Genomic DNA, 16,337 nt, shown 5'->3' on the forward strand with positions numbered 1-16,337 from the left:
TCATAAACGAGAAGAATCAGGTCTTCCTTATAGAGACCAAATCGCATCACGGAGAGGTCACCCGCGAGAAAGACAAGCTCCTGGTCAATCACAAAATGCCCGAGAAAGACTTTATCTCCCAGGCCGTGAAGAACACTTTCTGGCTGAAGAAGGCCATCGAGGAGAAGGCCTCCTCCAGGGTGTTCATCACGAGCATGGTCGTCTTCACGAACGCCTCGGTCCGGATAACCGGACCCCTCAAGAAGATATTGGTGATAAATAAGAACGACCTTCTCAAAACCATTGCCGACACGCCCCACCGCTCTGCACGGTCCCTGACATACTCTCGCCTGTTCGAGGTCATCGCGGACCTGCAGGGCAAAAAAGGCGGCGCCCTCCCGCATCTCTCCTTTGGCAGCAAAGGGACCGATGCTCCAACCGGGACACAGGTCCAACAGAAAACAACCTGAGGCCCCCCGGGGCACGCGACATACCTCCCATCCCGGGGCTCAAGACCTGCCCTCCCGCCCCTCGTCCGGGCCCGCCCCGATGTGTTAAAATATAGTGTTATTTATTAACACGTTAAAGGACGGCAGATGAAAGAAACGCTACAGGTTATTCCTCTGGGGGGCGTGCAGGAGGTCGGAGGGCTGAACATGACGGTCCTGCGCTACGGTGATGACATCATTATCGTGGACGCGGGGCTCATGTTCCCCGAGGAAGACATGCTCGGGGTGGACTTCGTCATCCAGGACTTCACCTACCTCGAGGAAAACCGGGACAGGATACGGGGGCTGGTCCTCACCCACGGCCATGAGGACCACACGGGGGCGCTTCCCTTTCTCCTCAGGGACCTGGACATTCCGGTCTATGGCACGGCCCTGACCCTGGGGCTTGTGGCCCACAAGCTCAGGGAGCACCACCTTCTTGAGCACCGCACGCTGGTGCGGGTGAAGCCCCGCGATGTGGTTGACCTGGGGGCCTTCCGGGTGGAATTCATCCGTGTGACCCACAGCATCGTGGACGGCATGGCCCTGGGCATCAGAACCCCCCTGGGCATCGTGGTGCACACGGGGGACTTCAAGGTGGACCCGACGCCGGTGGACGGGGAGCTCATGGACTTCCACCGCTTCGCCCAGTACGGAGAGGAGGGCACCCTGCTTCTCCTGAGCGACAGCACCAACGTGGAGAAGGGCGGCTTCACCTTCTCCGAGAAAGAGGTCAGCCGGGCCTTCGAGGACATCTTCTCCACCGCGCCCGGCCGCATCATCGTCTCCACCTTCTCCAGCAACATCCACCGCATCCAGCAGACCATTAACGCGGCCGTCAACCACGGGCGCAAGGTCATCCTCTGCGGCAAGAGCCTCGTGGGCAACGCCCAGATAGCCCTGGACCTGGGCTACCTGAGGATTCCCGCGGATACCTGGCTTCGCCTGGAGGACCTCGGGCGCCTGGATGACAAGGACGTGGTCATCCTCACCACCGGCAGCCAGGGCGAGCCCATGAGCGTGCTGTCCCGCATCGCCATCGGCGAGCACAAGCAGATACAGATACGGGAGGGCGACACGGTCATCCTCTCGGCCAAGATGATACCGGGCAACGAGCGCTCCATCGGCCGCATCATCAACCGCCTCTGCCGCCAGGGGGCCAACGTCATACACGAGAAGGTCTCCGAAATCCACGTCTCCGGTCACGCCTCCAAAGAGGAGCTGAAGCTCATGCTCAACATGGTGCGCCCGCGCTATTTCATGCCCGTGCACGGTGAGTACCGGCACCTCATGGCCCACGGCAGGCTGGCCCGCAAGCAGGGCATCCCCCAGGAGAACATCTTCCTCATGGAAAACGGCGACGTCCTGGAGATAACAGCCGAGGGCGCGCGGAAAAACGGCAAGGTGGCCTCGGGGCGCGTGTTCATCGACGGCAAGGGTGTGGGGGACGTCGAAGAGATGGTCCTGCGCGACCGGCGGCACATGGGGCAGGACGGCATCGTCCTGGTCCTGCTGACCATCGAGAAGGACAACGGCCTCCTGGTCTCCGAGCCGGACCTCATCTCCCGCGGTTTCATCCTGGAGGAAGAGTACCCCCACGTCCTGAGCGACATCAAGGATCTCGTCACCCGGACCATCAACGAACTGGATAGGCAGATTACCGCCGACCCCGCCCTTCTTCAGGCAAAGGTGCGCTCGGTGCTCAAGAAACACTTCCGAAACACCATGGAGCGACGCCCCATGATCATGCCTCTGGTCTTCGAGGCGTGATGGACCCCCTGGCGAGAGAACACCTCATCGAGTTCTACAGCATCCGCCTCAAGCTCTTCGGCGACAGCCCCGAAGCCCTGCGCTGGACAACCGAGGGACAAAGGAAGCGCTACGCCCTGCTGACCGAGGTTGCCCACTCCCTTGACGGCGCAAGCGTGCTGGACTACGGTTGTGGAAAAGGAGACTTCCATGCCTTCCTCAAGCAAAAGGGAGTGAACGTCCGGTACACGGGCACGGACATCAATCCGGAGCTTCTGGCTCTGGCCGCCCGGAAGCACCCCGACGGCAGGTTCCGGGTCTTGGACGCCGAAGAGGAGGACCCCGGAGAGGACTTCGACTACATCTTTATCTGCGGAGTCTTCAACAACCGGGTTGAGGGGGCGACCGAGAGCATGATGAACGTCATGCGCCGCCTCTTCCCCAGGGCGCGGAAGGCCCTGGCCGTCACCGCCCTCTCTTCGGAAGACCCCCGGAAGCAGCGGGACTTGAACTACGTCTCGCCGGCGGAGCTCACCCGGTTCGCCCTGGCGGAGCTCACGCCTTTCGTCACCCTCCGGCACGACCGCATCCCCTGGGACTTCACCATGTTCCTTTACAAAAGGGCCACCGACGAGGCCGCACCCGCGCCGGAAGCGCCATAAACCGAGGCCAACGGCATGGCGGACCGCAAGCTCAGGATAGGCCGCATCTCCTTCAGCAATCTCTTTCCCATCTTTCGCGTACTCGAGGAGTCTCCCCACACGCACCTTTACGAGTTCGTCGAAGGCCATCCCGCCGAGCTGAACCGGACGCTCCGGGACGGGAAGCTCGACCTGAGCCCGTCCTCCTCGGTCGAGTACCTGAGAAACAGCGGCCTCTACACTCTCATTCCCGGCAATTCCATAAGCTCGCGCGGGCCGGTGCGGAGCATCATCCTGCTGAGCAGGGTTCCCATCGGGTCTCTCGGGGGGCGGGAGATAGCCGTCACGCACAAGACGGCCAGCTCCTCGGCCCTCCTCGAGGTCCTGCTCCGGAAGTTCCACGGCATCAGCGCCGCCCTGGTGCCGACATCGGCCCCCCTGGAGGAGGCCGCAAGGGAGCACGACGCCTACCTCTCCATCGGCGACGAGGCCCTGGTGGCCCAGGCAAGGGCGCTCCCCATGGGCGCCTGTCCCGGGGAAGAAGGCTGCCGCCTGGGGAGCATCGGGGACAAGACGCTCCGTATCTACGACCTGGGGGACCTCTGGTACCGGGAGACGGGCCTGCCCTTCGTCTTTGCCCTCTGGATAGTGCGCAGGGATGCGGCGGCCGGCAAGAAGGACCTCCTGGACGTCTTCTCCGAGGACCTCGACCGGGCCCGCTCGGGGGCAGTGGCCCGCCTGGAGGAGCTTGCCGCCGCCCCAGGGCTTCCTTTGCCCACGGAGGAGATGATTCCCTACTGGCGGGGGATTCTCTACGGGCTGGATGAGAACTGCCTCCGGGGGCTCGAGGCCTTCAGGGCGTCCCTCAGTGAGCTCGGCCTCCTGTCATAAATGCCCCCGGCTTCCCGAGGGCGCTGCACACTGCGACGCTGTTCTTTCCCCGGAGCTTCCTTCGCTCCAACAGTCCGCTCCCCTTCGGTTGTGCGAAAGCGCCCATCTATCCATTACTGGAGCCCTTCCGGCCCCGCCTTGAGTTACCGCGGCGAAGCCCCAGAGGAGTCCAAATCTTCTGAATCTGTGTTATTTGACGCTTGCTGAATGGACGGAATACCACACCCTCTCCCGTGGTATCCGAACAGGGCGCCGGCTGGAATAACATTCTCCTTATTATCCATTGTCTTATGCGGAATGTCCCTGCCGCCGCACTGGCATGCTTGTTGCTCAGACGATAGAGAGAGGACATACAGATGAAAAAATCCATAAAGAATTACATACTCCGCCCCAGTTCCATGAAAATCAATATGCTTGCCTCCGCCGTTGCGATTGTCCTGCTTGCGGTGCATACGATATTCTTCGTGCACCCGTCCTTCATCAAAAGCGTCACGGAAAACTCCAAGATGGAGGCCTTCCGCGTGGGGCGGCACCTGGCCTCCATGTACTTCTCCGACGGCCGGAAGATAACCCGCGAAGACCTTCCGCCCAGTTTCATCCGGCACATCGAGGACCTGAAAATGGATTTCACCTTCTTCAAGCTGAAGCTCTTTTCCCCGACCGGGGAAGTCGTCTTTTCCACGGACGAAGGGGACGTGGGCACAACGAACGCCGAGCCCTATTTCCAGGACGTGGTGGCCAAGGGGAGGACCTATGCCAAGGTGGTCCAGAGAGGGAGGCAATCCATCGAGCACCAGACCATGCAGGACGACGTGGTCGAAACATACGTCCCCATCATGGACAGGGGAACATTCCTCGGAGCCTTTGAGCTCTATTACGACGTAGGCTCCCGGATGCAAAGGGTGGAAGCCATCGTATTCCGGAGCACCATGATCGTCCTTTTCCTCTCCGGTGCGCTCATGGCGGTCATCATCATCAGCTCCCTGAGGACCCGAAGGGTTATGGGGGAGCGCAACGCCGCGATGGAGCGCCTCCGGAATAGCGAGGAAAAGTTCAGCAAACTCTTTCACCACTCCAACGACGGCATCATCCTGCATGACGTCAACGGCACGATCCTCGAGGCGAACGAGAAGGCCGTCACCATGCTCGGATATTCCGAGGATGAACTGGGGGCGCTCAGGCTCCAGGACCTGCACGAGCTTCAGGACCTTCCCCTGGCGGCGGACGCCTTCCAGAGAGTCGTCGAGGACGGATTCGTCAGGTGCGAGATTTCCTTCAAAACGAAGAGCAGGGGGACCTTCCCCGCGGAAGTCTCGGCCAGCCTCTTTTCCATCGGTGGAAGGTCCGTCATCCAGGAAATGATAAGGGACATCACGGAGCGCAAGAGGCTGGAGGAACAACTGGAGTCGCGGGCGCTTCACGACGACCTCACCGGACTGGCCAACCGGGTGCTGTTTACGAAGGAGCTCAGGCGGCTCGAAGGCGACGCACGGGAGAGGGGCAAATACGGCGTTCTCTTTCTCGACCTTGACGGGTTCAAGGTCGTCAATGACAGCCTCGGGCATGCAAGAGGCGACGAGCTCCTGGTCGAGGTCGGCCACAGGCTCCGCGAGTGCGTCCGGGCAGAAGACACGATAGCCCGCTTGGGCGGGGACGAGTTCGCCATCCTGGCCAGGCACTGCCTGCCCGTGGAATCCGTAACCACCATGGCCGGCAGGATCCTCAAGGAGATGGAAAGGCCGTTTGCCTTCCAGGGGCGCGAGGTCTACATATCGGCCAGCATCGGCATCGCCCTGAGCTCGCCGGCGTGCGAGCCGCCCGAACAGCTCCTGCGCGACGCCGACACGGCCATGTACCATGCGAAGAAGAAAGGGCGGGCCCGGTTCGTCTTCTTCGAGGAGTCCATGCATGTTCTGGCCACCCGCCGCCTGGCGCTGGAGAGCGACCTGAGGCGGGCCCTGGACAAGGGACAGTTCCACCTCCACTACCAGCCCATCGTGGCCCTTCAGACGGGCAGAGTGGCTGGACTGGAGGCGCTCCTTCGATGGTCTCACCCCACGCAAGGGTCCATCCCGCCCGCGGAATTCATCCCCGTGGCCGAGGAAACCGGCCTCATCCTGCCCATCGGCCGATGGACCCTCCGGGAGGCCTGCACCCAGATGGCCCTGTGGAAGAAAAGGTTTCCGCAGAGCCCCCCGCTCACCATAAACGTCAACATCTCCTCGAAGCTCTTCCGCGGGGAGCTTCTCCAGGACATAGAGGACATCCTCAAGGAGGCCGGCCTGGAGGCGCAAAGCCTTGTCCTTGAGATAACCGAGACCGCCATCATGGAGAAATCCGAAGCGGCCCCGCTCATACTCTCGCGGCTGCGGAACATGGGTGTGCGCCTTCACATCGACGACTTCGGAACGGGGTATTCCTCCCTGTCCTACCTGCACCGATTCCCCATCGAGGTCATCAAGGTCGACCGCACCTTCACGGGCATGATCGGCGTGGACCGGGAGAAGGAGGAGATAATCCGGGCCATCCTCAACCTGGCCACCTCGCTTCGGATGGGGGTGACGGCCGAAGGGGTGGAGACCCTGGAGCAGGCGACCTTCCTGAAGGCGGCGGGCTGCACCTACAGCCAGGGGTTCCTGCACTCCCGGGCCCTGGACAGCGAGGCGGCCGAGGCCTTCCTGGCCGAACATCCCGGCGTCTCTTCGTCCCTCGCCCGGGAGGAGGCCGCAGGGGCGGATTGAGAAGGACTACCCCCCCTCTTGCTCCCTGACCGTCTCCACCGTTGCCTCCACGGCCTCGCGATGGTATTGCTGGATGGACTTGATGCTCATCTTCCTCGTCCGAAGCATCTTGACCGCGTTGGCCACCGCCTTGGCGCCGGCGATGGTGGTGGTGTAGGGCACGCCGTACTGAAGGGCGCTCTGCCGGATGGAGAAGCTGTCGCGCTTGGCCTGCGCCCCGCTTACCGTGTTGATGACGAAGTTCACCTCGCGGTTCTTGATCATGTCCACGATATGGGGGCGTCCCTCGGCCACCTTGTTGACCACCTCCACCGGGATGCCGTGCTCGGCCAGGTACTTCGCCGTCCCCCGGGTGGCCGCTATGGAAAGGCCGTGCTCCACCATCTTCCTGGCGGCGTTGACCGCATGGGGCTTGTCGTCGTCCCGCAGGCTCAGGATGACCTTGCCCGCGGTGGGGATGGCGTTCTGGCAGGAAGCCTGGGCCTTGGCATAGGCCAGCCCGAAGCCCTCGTCGATGCCCATCACCTCGCCGGTGGACTTCATTTCGGGCCCCAGGATGACGTCCACCCCGGGGAACCGGTCGAAGGGGAAGACGGCCTCCTTCACCGCCATGTGGGGTATCCGCCTCTCCCGGGTGACGCCCAGCTCCCGGAGGGTTCTTCCGGCCATTACCTTGGCGGCCGTCTTGGCCAGGGGCATCCCGGTGGCCTTGCCCACGAAGGGCACCGTGCGGGAGGCCCGGGGGTTGACCTCGAGGATGTATATCTCATCGCCCTTTACGGCAAACTGCACGTTCATGAGCCCGACGACGCCGAGCTCCCCGGCCAGGGCCCGGGTCTGCCCCTCTATCTCCTGAACGGTCTCCGGCTCGAGCGAGTAGGGAGGAAGCGAGCAGGCCGAATCCCCCGAATGTATCCCCGCCTCCTCGATGTGCTGCATCACCCCGCCGATGACGACGTCCGTCCCGTCGGCCACGCAGTCCACGTCCACCTCCACGGCGTCCTGAAGGTACTTGTCCACCAGGACGGGGTGCTCCGGGGAGGCCTTCACGGCCGATGCCATGTAGCCCCGGAGGCCCGCCTCGTCGTAGACGATCTCCATGGCCCGCCCGCCCAGCACATAGGAGGGCCTGACCATCACGGGATAACCGATGCGGGCCGCCGCCCTGACGGCCTCCTCCACGCTCATGACCGTGTCGTTCTCCGGCTGCCTGAGCCCGAGGAGACGGAGAAGCCCGGCAAAACGCCTCCTGTCCTCGGCCCTGTCGATGCTGTCGGGAGACGTGCCCAGGATGCGCACTCCCTCCCGCTCCAGGGGGACGGCCAGCTTGAGCGGGGTCTGCCCCCCGAACTGCAGGATGACGCCTTCGGGGTCCTCCCTCTCGATAACGGCAAGGACGTCCTCCAGGGTGAGAGGCTCAAAGTACAGCCGGTCGGCGGTGTCGTAGTCCGTGCTCACCGTCTCGGGGTTACAGTTGACCATGATGGTCTCGAAACCCAGCTCCTTGAGGGCGAAGACGGCATGCACGCAGCAGTAATCGAACTCTATGCCCTGCCCTATCCTGTTGGGGCCCGAGCCGAGGATGACGACTTTCTTCTTCGCCGAGGGCGGGGCTTCCGTCTCGGGAGAGGCGCCGTCCCCGCCGGCACGGACGAAGGGGCGCTCGAAGGTGGAGTAAAGGTACGGGGTGTAGGCCTCGAACTCCGCGGCACACGTGTCCACCATCTTGTAGACCGGCCGGATGGCACGCTCCAGCCGGAGCCTTCGCACATCCGCCTCCGTGGCTCCGGAAAGCCGGGCCAGGCGGCGGTCCGAAAAGCCCCATTCCTTGGCCTCACGCAGGGCCTCGGGGGTCAGGGAGTGAAGCCCCTTGATGCCCCGCTCGAACTCTACTAACTGTCTTATGTTATGGAGGAACCACGGGTCTATGGCGGTCAGCTCATGCACCCGCTCCACCGTCATTGCCTTCCTCAGCCCCTCGGCGATGTAAGAGAGCCGCTCGGCGTTGGGCGTTTTGAGCTTGGCCTCGATGGCCTCCATGTCGGCCTGGACCTCCTCCAGGCCGTAAAGGTCGGCCTCGAGGCTCCGTATGGCCTTCTGCAGGGACTCCTTGAAGGTCCTCCCGATGGCCATCACTTCCCCCACGGACTTCATCTGGGTGTCCAGGACGGAGCGGGCCTCGGGGAACTTCTCGAAGGCGAACCGGGGGATTTTCGTCACGACGTAGTCTATGGCGGGCTCGAAGGAGGCCGGCGTCTCCCGGGTGATGTCGTTGGGAATCTCCTCCAGGGTGAGCCCCACGGCCAGCTTGGCCGCTATCTTCGCGATGGGAAAGCCGGTGGCCTTGCTGGCCAGGGCCGAGCTCCGGGACACCCGGGGGTTCATCTCGATGACTACCATCCTGCCGTTGCGGGGGTTCAGGGCAAACTGGATGTTGCTCCCCCCGGTGTCCACCCCTATCTCGCGTATGATGGCGATGGCCGCATCCCGCATCCTCTGGTACTCCTTGTCCGAGAGGGTCTGCGCGGGGGCCACGGTGATGGAGTCCCCGGTGTGCACACCCATGGGGTCGACGTTTTCGATGGAGCAGATGATGACCACGTTATCGCGGCTGTCCCGCATCACCTCGAGCTCGTACTCCTTCCATCCCATGACGGACTCCTCGATGAGGACCTGGCTGACGGGGCTGAGCTTGAGCCCCCTGGCGAGGAGCTCTTCATACTCCTCCAGGTTATAGGCTATGCCCCCGCCCGTTCCCCCCAGGGTGAAGGCCGGACGGAAGATGGCGGGGAAGCCCACGTGCTCGGCCGCGTCCAGCCCCTCCTCATGGCTCGTTGCCACCCGGGAGCGGGGAACCTCAAGCCCGATGCGCTCCATGGCCATGCGGAACAGGTCCCTGTCCTCGGCCTTCTTGATAGCGTCGAGCTTCGCCCCGATAAGCTCCACCCCGTGCTTGGCGAGCACGCCCGTCTCGGCCAGGGCCACCGCCAGGTTGAGTCCCGTCTGCCCTCCCATGGTGGGCAGGAGGGCCTCGGGCCGCTCCCTCTCGATGATCATCTCCAGGATGCCGGGAGCCAGCGGCTCGATGTAGGTGACATCGGCCATCTCGGGGTCGGTCATGATGGTGGCGGGGTTGGAGTTGACCAGCACGACCTGGTAGCCCTCCTCCCTGAGGGCCTTGCAGGCCTGGGCGCCGGAGTAGTCAAACTCGCAGGCCTGCCCGATGACGATGGGTCCCGAGCCGATAAGGAGAATCTTCCTTATGTCAGTCCTCTTGGGCAAGGCTCTCTCCGAGGAAATTTTTCATCACGTCCAGGACGCTCCGGGCCTCCGACGCGTCCTCCGTTACGAAAACGGTGATGTCCCGCTCCTCCTTGAGCTCCAGGTTCACCGTGTGGTACTCCTTGGTCTCCCCGAACCCCGGGATGGCCGTCCCGTGCTGAAGGGCTATCTTCTCCACCACCTGGATGCCGTCGGGGTTTTGCGGCGTAAAGACCGTGTAGCCCTTGGCCACCCCGCCGACCTCGCCGAGCTCAAACGTGCGCGCCCTGCTCACGAACCTCTTGACCAGAAGCCGCACCTCGCCCCTGTCCTTGTCCATCACCATCTCCAGGTAGTCCTCGAAGAAAACGAAGACCCGGAAGAAGGCGAACAGCACCGTGAAGAGGACCGCCGCCAGCACATAGTGGTAAACGCGCACCTCCACCCCGGCAAAGATAACCGCCAGGGCGGCCGCCAGAAGGACGGCCCCCGCCACCAGCGAAGAGGTGAGCTCGCGGTTATAGATGCCGCTGTGCAGCATGCTCCCCCTCTCGACCCGGTAGCTCGTGGTGCGGAAGTACAGTCTCCTTTTGCCCACGTCCAGCTTGTACAGGCTGTTTTCCTTCATCCGCGCTCCATCATCTCCCGGAAGCGGCCGAACAGGTGCCCGGCGTCGTTGGGGCCGGGGCCGGCCTCCGGGTGGTACTGGACACCGAAGACGGGAAGCTCCACGTGCTCCATGCCCTCCTCGGTGCCGTCATAGAGGTTCTTGTGGGTCATGTTCACCCTACCCGCCAGGGAGGCGACGTCCACGCAGTAGTTGTGGTTCTGGGAGGTAATCTCCACCCGCCCGGTCCCCAGGTCCATGACCGGATGGTTTCCCCCGTGGTGGCCGAACTTGAGCTTGTACGTCCGCCCGCCCAGGGCCAGCCCCAGTATCTGGTGTCCCAGGCAGATTCCGAAGACGGGAACCCTTCCGATAAGGCTTTCGGCCGTCCTGATGCCGGTCACCACGGCCTCGGGGTCGCCGGGGCCGTTGCTCAGAAGGACGCCGTCGGGCTCCATGGCAAGCGCCTCCTCCGGCGGGGTGTCGGCCGGGAGGGCCCGCACCCCGAAGCCAGCGCCCACCAGGTGCCGGAGGATGTTGAGCTTGAGCCCGAAATCATAAACCACCACTTTCCTCGGCCTCAGGGCCTCCTCGGCCCAGGGCTGGTCCCAGAGCCCTTCCTTCCACGTGTAAAGCTCCGAGCAGCTCACCCCGCTTGCCAGGTCCACGCCGCCTATGCCCGGGTGGGCCCGCACTTTCTCAAGGAGCAGGCGAGGGTCGGCCTCGCCGGTGGCGATGATTCCCATCTGCACGCCCCGGTTCCTGAGATGCCTGGTGAGGGCCCTGGTGTCCACACCCTCGATGGCCACCACGCCGGCATCGCGGAGATATCTGCCCAGGCTTTCCCGGGAGCGCCAGTTGCTCGGAAAATCCAGGTACTCCTTCACCACAAAGCCCTCGGCCTTGGGGCCCCCGGCGGACTCCACGTCCTCGGCGTTGACGCCGTAGTTTCCTATCTGGGGATAGGTCATCGTAACTATCTGCCCTTTGTACGAGGGGTCGGTCAGGATTTCCTGGTAGCCCGTCATGGAGGTGTTGAAGACCACCTCCCCCAGGGTCTCCCCCTCCGCTCCGAAGCTCCGTCCCTCGAAGACGAGGCCGTCGGCCAGGACGAGCCAGGCCCTCAGCGCCACGTGTGCACCCTCCCCATGGATATGGCCGCCACCACCCGCCCCTTGAGGGTGTGCCCGTCAAAGGGGGTGTTTTTCCCCCTGGAGAGGAAGGCCTCGGCATTCACCGTAAACTCCGCCCCGGGGTCCAGGACGACGAGGTCCGCATCCGCTCCCTCCGCGAGGGTGCCCTTGGAAAGCCCCAGGATGCGGGCAGGCGTGAGCGCCATCTTCTCGACGAGGCCCGCAAGCGTGAGCACGCCCTCATCCACCAGCCCCAGGGCCAGGGGCAAGGCCGTCTCAAGCCCCGCGATGCCCGAGGGGGCCTGGTCGAACTCCCGGCCCTTTTCGTTCCTGTGGTGAGGGGCATGGTCCGTGGCGATGGCATCCAGGGTGCCGTCCCTGAGCCCCTCCTTCACAGCCTCCACGTCCTGCGCCCTCCGCAGGGGCGGGTTGACCTTGGCGTTGGTGTCGAACCCCCGGACGGCCTCCTCGGTCAGGGAAAAGTAATGGGGGCATGTCTCCGCGGTCACGCAGATGCCGCGGGACTTGGCCTCGCGGATGAGGCGCACGGAGCCCTCGGTGGAGACATGGGCGATGTGCAGCCTCCCGCGGGTCAGCTCCGCCAGGGCCAGGTCGCGATAGACCATGGTCTCCTCCGCCGCCGCGGGGATGCCTCCGAGCCCCATGCTGTGGGCCAGGAGGCCCTCGTTCATCACGCCCTCCCGGGACAGCGCCAGGTCCTCGCAATGGGAGACAATGGGCACGTCCACCGTGCGCGAGTACTCCAGTGCCCGGCGCATGATGAGGGCGCTCTCCACGGGGAAACCGTCATCGGAGAAGGCCACGCAGCCTCCCTCCTTCATGAGGCCCATCTCCGCAAGCTCCGCGCCCTTCTGGCCCTTCGTGACCGCCCCGATGGGAAAGACCGAGCAGGCGCCCTCCGTCTGGGCCTTCTGAAGGATGTACTCGGTAATGCCGGCGTTGTCATGGACGGGAAGCGTGTTGGGCATGGGGCACACGCTGGTAAAGCCGCCCCGGATGGCCGCCCCGGTGCCCGTCTCGATGGTTTCCTTGTGCTCGAAACCCGGCTCCCTCAGATGCGTGTGCATGTCCACCAAGCCCGGAAGAACGTACATCCCCTGGGCCTCAAGGACACGGTCCCCGTTGCCCCGGGGCTCCTCCAGGCGCGGGGCCACCTTGAGGACCCTGCCGTTTTCGACGAGGACGTCGGCGGGGCCGTCCATTCCCTGGGAGGGGTCCACCACATGGCCGCCGCGCACAAGGAGCTTCATTCCCGCACCCCCGCCAGAAGATACATGACCGCCATCCGCACCGCCAGGCCGTTGGTCACCTGCTCCAGGATGACCGAGCGCGGCCCGTCGGCCACCGAGGAGGTTATCTCGATGCCTCGGTTCATGGGGCCGGGGTGCATGACGATGGCCTCGTCCCCGGCCAGGGCCAGCCGCTCGGCCGTGAGGCCCCAGTTCCTGAAATACTCCTCCGTGGAGGGGAAGAACCCCGTCCCCTGCCGCTCCGTCTGTATGCGCAGGGTCATGATGACATCCGCTCCCACCAGTGCCTTGTCCATGTCGTAGTAAACCTCCGCGCCCAGCCCCGCGAGGCTCTCCGGCAGGAGCGTCGGCGGGCCGACGAGACGGACTTTCGCCCCCAGTTTGCTCAGGCAGTGGACGTTGGATTTCGCCACGCGGCTGTGGACGATGTCCCCCACGATGGCCACGGTAAGCCCCTCGATGCGGCCCTTCTTCTCCTTGATGGTGAAGGCGTCCAGAAGCGCCTGGGTGGGGTGCTCGTGCGTGCCGTCCCCGGCGTTGATGACCGAGGCCCGAAGGTTCCGCGACAGCAGATGAGGCACGCCGGAGGAGCCGTGGCGCACGATGATGGTCTCTGCGCCGAGGGCCTGCACCGTGAGGGCCGTGTCCACGAGGGTCTCGCCCTTGACCACGCTTGAGGTGGGCACGGAGAAGTTCACCACGTCGCAGCTCAGCCTCTTGGCGGCAAGCTCAAAGCTGGTGCGGGTGCGCGTGGAGGGCTCGTAGAACAGGTTCACCACGGTCCGCCCCCTCAGGGTGGGAACCTTCTTGATGTCCCTCCCCAAGACGTCCTTGAAGCCGAAGGCGGTATCCAGGATAAGCTCTATCTCCTCGCGGCTGAGGTCGCCGGTCCCCAGGAGGTCCTTATGGGCGAGCATCCTGCTCCTTCCTGCGTATCATGACCACGTCCTCCGGGTGCCCGTCCTCCGTCAGGAAGACGTCCACGTGCTCCCCCAGGGAGGTGGGGACGTTCTTTCCCACATAGTCCGCCCGGATGGGAAGTTCCCTGTGGCCCCGGTCGATGAGGACGGCCATCTGGATGAGCGCGGGACGTCCCAGGTCCATGATGGCGTCCAGGGCGGCCCGGATGGAGCGGCCGGTGAAGAAGACGTCGTCCACCAGGACGACCTTCTTCCCGTTTATGTCGAAGCCTATCTCGGTGCGGCTCACCTGGGGCTGCCTGATGGCGATGTCGTCGCGGTAGAAAGTGATATCCAGGGAGCCCACGGGGACGGAGAGGCCCTCGAACTGCTCTATTTTGCGGGCCAGGCGATGGGCCAGATAGATGCCCCCTTTCTGGATGCCCACCAGGCAGAGGTCCTCCACCCCCTTGCTGCGCTCCACGATCTCGTGGCTCATGCGCACAAGGGTCCGGTCTATTTCCTTTGCAACTTGAGGGCCGACTCCATCTCCCGGTGCTCCCGCTGCCACGCGTCCATGTCCTGCTCCATCTGGCGGGCGTGCCCGGCAATGCGGTCACCCTGCCCCCCGCGGTCCATCTCCTGCTGCACCATCTGCATCCGGTCCTCCACGCGCCGGCGGATGCGCTCCATGTTTTGCAGGTGCCGGCGCACCCGCTCCCTCTGGGCATCGTTCAGGCTTTCCGCAAAGTGCCGATGCTCCTCCTGCATCTGCCGGACATGGCCGCTCAGGCTCTGGAGGAGCTTCCTCCCCTCCTCACCCCGAAGGCCTCCCTTGCGTGCAGCTTCCCCGAGGGCCCCGGCCTCCGAGCGCACCTGCCGGCCCATGTCGCTCCAGGAGCGGAAGTGCCCCTGCTGTCTGCTCGTCATGCCCATGCCCTGCCCTTGCATGGGCCCTCCCCTTTCCTCATGCATACCACCCATCCCGGGGCCGCCCATGCCTCCGGCCCCTTCAGAGGGTCCTCCTCCGCCCCGCGCCAAGGCCGAGGCGGGAACCGCAAGGAGAAGCGCAAGAACGAAAGGGATGAACCTTGCCATGACTCACCTCCGGAGCTGTATACCTCATTGTATCACTTACCTGCGGAGCTTCAAGCTTCCCCGCATGGAGGCAAAAGTGACATCGCTCACAACAGCGGTAGCTTTTTTTCTCCGGATAGGTTAAACTGTTTTCTAAGAAACGGGAGAGAACAGTTTGATTAAACTGATAAAAAGAATAATCTTCCTTGCTTTCGTCCTCTCCGGGGCGTTTCTGTATCTGGCACTGACCGGCGGTGGGGAGAGGATACGCCTGGCCGGAGATTATGTCAGCCAGGGGGCCGACGGCCTGGCCGCCACCGCCGACATTATCCACGAGACGACCCAGGCTGTAAAGGCTTCGGCGGCACAAACGGCCCGGGCCGTGAAGGAGACGGGCCAGGGCCTGAGGGAAACGGCCCGACACACCCAGGCGGCCATCACAAACACGGCAGAGGCCATCCAGGCCACAGCGGACAAAATGCGGGGCCTCACTCCCGAACGTGACGAGGCACGGGCCCCTCGCGACTCGGGGAACCGGTCCTCCGCCGGCACCGGCGGATGATAGAGGTCAAGGGCTTAAGAAAGAGCTACCGGATGCCCGCGGGAGAGCTGGAGGTACTGAAGGGCCTCGACCTTTTTATCCCCGCCGGAGAGATGACCGCCATCGTGGGGGCCTCCGGCGTGGGAAAGAGCACCCTCCTTCACATCCTGGGAACCCTGGACCGGCCTACCGAGGGAAGCGTCCTTTACGACGACATGGAGGTCTTCAGCCTCCAGGAGGCCCGCCTCACGGCCTTCAGAAACCGGACCATCGGGTTCGTCTTTCAGTGTCATCACCTTCTGCCCGAGTTCTCGGCCCTGGAAAACGTGATGATGCCCGCCCTCATCCACGGGGGCCTCACCCGGAGGGAGGCCGCCGAGAGGGCCATGTCCCTCTTGGGGGAGCTGGGCCTCTCTCACCGGCATGCACACAGGCCGGGGGAGCTCTCCGGCGGCGAGCAGCAGCGCACCGCGGTGGCCCGCGCCCTCATCCTCCATCCCAGGGTCGTCCTAGCCGACGAGCCCACGGGCAACCTGGACACGGCCACGGGGGAAGAGCTCTTCGGGGTGCTGGTCGAGCTCAACAGGCAGAAAGGCATAACTTTCGTCATCGTCACCCACAACGAGCACATCGCCGCCCGCTGCCAGCGGGTGGTGACGATGGTGGACGGAATGGTCCAGTCGGTAAAACAGGCCGCCTGAAGGCCGCTCAAGCGGGCTCTTCGCTTCTCCTTCTTCCCGCCGGGAAGAACCTCAACAGCGACGGTTATTGGGATGCCTCCCATGAACTTCTCCGCCGGCCCATACGGGTGCAGGCCACACGGGGCTTCTCATGGTACTCGCAAACCGGCGGGATGTACCTTGCTACCTTGCCCTCACCCCAGTTGCTCCGCACGGCCCTGAGACATGCGTATCTGGCGCCCCGCCCCGCGGGCAAGCTCGCTGCTATGGGTGACAAGCACGAAAGTGATGCGCTTTTCCCCGTTGACCTGCCGGAAGATGTCCATGATCTCAGCCTCCGTCTCCTCGTCCAGGTCTCCGGTGGGCTCGTCGGCCAGGA

At 64.0% G+C, this 16,337-nt stretch carries 15 protein-coding genes; 7 read left to right on the forward strand and 8 right to left on the reverse strand.

What is annotated here, in order from left to right; translation table 11 throughout:
• The 5 genes from P8Y39_09095 to P8Y39_09115 all read left to right on the forward strand — a co-directional run.
• Positions 1 to 449, forward strand: a 449-nt coding sequence (locus P8Y39_09095; GenBank protein ID MEJ2192487.1) for a nuclease-related domain-containing protein, incomplete at its 5' end; no start/stop codon positions are given.
• A 126-nt stretch (positions 450 to 575) separates the two neighbouring features.
• Positions 576 to 2,237, forward strand: a complete 1,662-nt coding sequence (locus tag P8Y39_09100) for a ribonuclease J (GenBank protein MEJ2192488.1) — start codon at positions 576 to 578, stop codon at positions 2,235 to 2,237.
• Complete coding sequence (locus P8Y39_09105; protein MEJ2192489.1) at positions 2,237 to 2,878, forward strand: class I SAM-dependent methyltransferase; 642 nt, start codon at positions 2,237 to 2,239, stop codon at positions 2,876 to 2,878. The genes P8Y39_09100 and P8Y39_09105 overlap by 1 nt, the downstream gene beginning before the upstream one ends.
• 15 nt (positions 2,879 to 2,893) lie before the next feature.
• Positions 2,894 to 3,748, forward strand: a complete 855-nt coding sequence (locus P8Y39_09110; GenBank protein ID MEJ2192490.1) for a menaquinone biosynthesis protein — start codon at positions 2,894 to 2,896, stop codon at positions 3,746 to 3,748.
• 356 nt (positions 3,749 to 4,104) lie between these two features.
• Positions 4,105 to 6,489 (forward strand): EAL domain-containing protein, encoded by a 2,385-nt coding sequence (locus P8Y39_09115; GenBank protein MEJ2192491.1) that lies wholly within the window; start codon positions 4,105 to 4,107, stop codon positions 6,487 to 6,489.
• A 6-nt stretch (positions 6,490 to 6,495) separates the two neighbouring features.
• Here P8Y39_09115 and carB read toward each other — a convergent pair whose 3' ends face one another.
• From carB to P8Y39_09150, 7 genes are read right to left on the reverse strand one after another with little or no spacing between them, the layout of a single operon-like run.
• Positions 6,496 to 9,771 (reverse strand): carbamoyl-phosphate synthase large subunit, encoded by a 3,276-nt coding sequence (carB, locus tag P8Y39_09120; GenBank protein MEJ2192492.1) that lies wholly within the window; start codon positions 9,769 to 9,771, stop codon positions 6,496 to 6,498.
• Entirely contained in the window at positions 9,755 to 10,378 is a 624-nt protein-coding gene (locus tag P8Y39_09125; protein ID MEJ2192493.1) for a hypothetical protein, read from the reverse strand. The genes carB and P8Y39_09125 overlap by 17 nt, the downstream gene beginning before the upstream one ends.
• Positions 10,375 to 11,484: a glutamine-hydrolyzing carbamoyl-phosphate synthase small subunit gene (carA, locus tag P8Y39_09130; GenBank protein ID MEJ2192494.1), complete on the reverse strand. Its 1,110-nt coding sequence runs from the start codon at positions 11,482 to 11,484 to the stop codon at positions 10,375 to 10,377. The genes P8Y39_09125 and carA overlap by 4 nt, the downstream gene beginning before the upstream one ends.
• Positions 11,481 to 12,761 carry a dihydroorotase gene (locus P8Y39_09135; protein ID MEJ2192495.1) on the reverse strand — a complete coding sequence of 427 codons (1,281 nt, stop codon included), beginning with the start codon at positions 12,759 to 12,761 and terminating at the stop codon, positions 11,481 to 11,483. The genes carA and P8Y39_09135 overlap by 4 nt, the downstream gene beginning before the upstream one ends.
• Positions 12,758 to 13,678, reverse strand: coding sequence for an aspartate carbamoyltransferase catalytic subunit (locus P8Y39_09140; protein ID MEJ2192496.1), 921 nt, complete (start codon positions 13,676 to 13,678; stop codon positions 12,758 to 12,760). Before P8Y39_09140 ends, P8Y39_09135 begins: the two co-directional genes overlap by 4 nt.
• Positions 13,665 to 14,159: a bifunctional pyr operon transcriptional regulator/uracil phosphoribosyltransferase PyrR gene (gene pyrR, locus P8Y39_09145; GenBank protein MEJ2192497.1), complete on the reverse strand. Its 495-nt coding sequence runs from the start codon at positions 14,157 to 14,159 to the stop codon at positions 13,665 to 13,667. Before pyrR ends, P8Y39_09140 begins: the two co-directional genes overlap by 14 nt.
• Positions 14,160 to 14,176: 17 nt before the next feature.
• Positions 14,177 to 14,758 carry a hypothetical protein gene (locus P8Y39_09150; GenBank protein MEJ2192498.1) on the reverse strand — a complete coding sequence of 194 codons (582 nt, stop codon included), beginning with the start codon at positions 14,756 to 14,758 and terminating at the stop codon, positions 14,177 to 14,179.
• Positions 14,759 to 14,912: 154 nt separating this feature from the next.
• Between P8Y39_09150 and P8Y39_09155 the strand changes: the two genes are divergently transcribed.
• Positions 14,913 to 15,299, forward strand: coding sequence for a hypothetical protein (locus tag P8Y39_09155; protein MEJ2192499.1), 387 nt, complete (start codon positions 14,913 to 14,915; stop codon positions 15,297 to 15,299).
• The gene (locus P8Y39_09160; protein ID MEJ2192500.1) at positions 15,296 to 15,979 is read left to right on the forward strand and encodes an ABC transporter ATP-binding protein; all 684 of its coding nucleotides are present in this window, start codon (positions 15,296 to 15,298) and stop codon (positions 15,977 to 15,979) included. Before P8Y39_09155 ends, P8Y39_09160 begins: the two co-directional genes overlap by 4 nt.
• 173 nt (positions 15,980 to 16,152) lie before the next feature.
• Here P8Y39_09160 and P8Y39_09165 read toward each other — a convergent pair.
• A partial coding sequence (locus P8Y39_09165) for an ABC transporter ATP-binding protein (GenBank protein MEJ2192501.1) occupies positions 16,153 to 16,337 on the reverse strand: 185 nt, incomplete at its 5' end.

The sequence above is a fragment of the Nitrospirota bacterium genome (assembly GCA_037386965.1).
In the GTDB taxonomy this organism is placed as follows: Bacteria; Nitrospirota; Thermodesulfovibrionia; order Thermodesulfovibrionales; family JdFR-86; genus JARRLN01.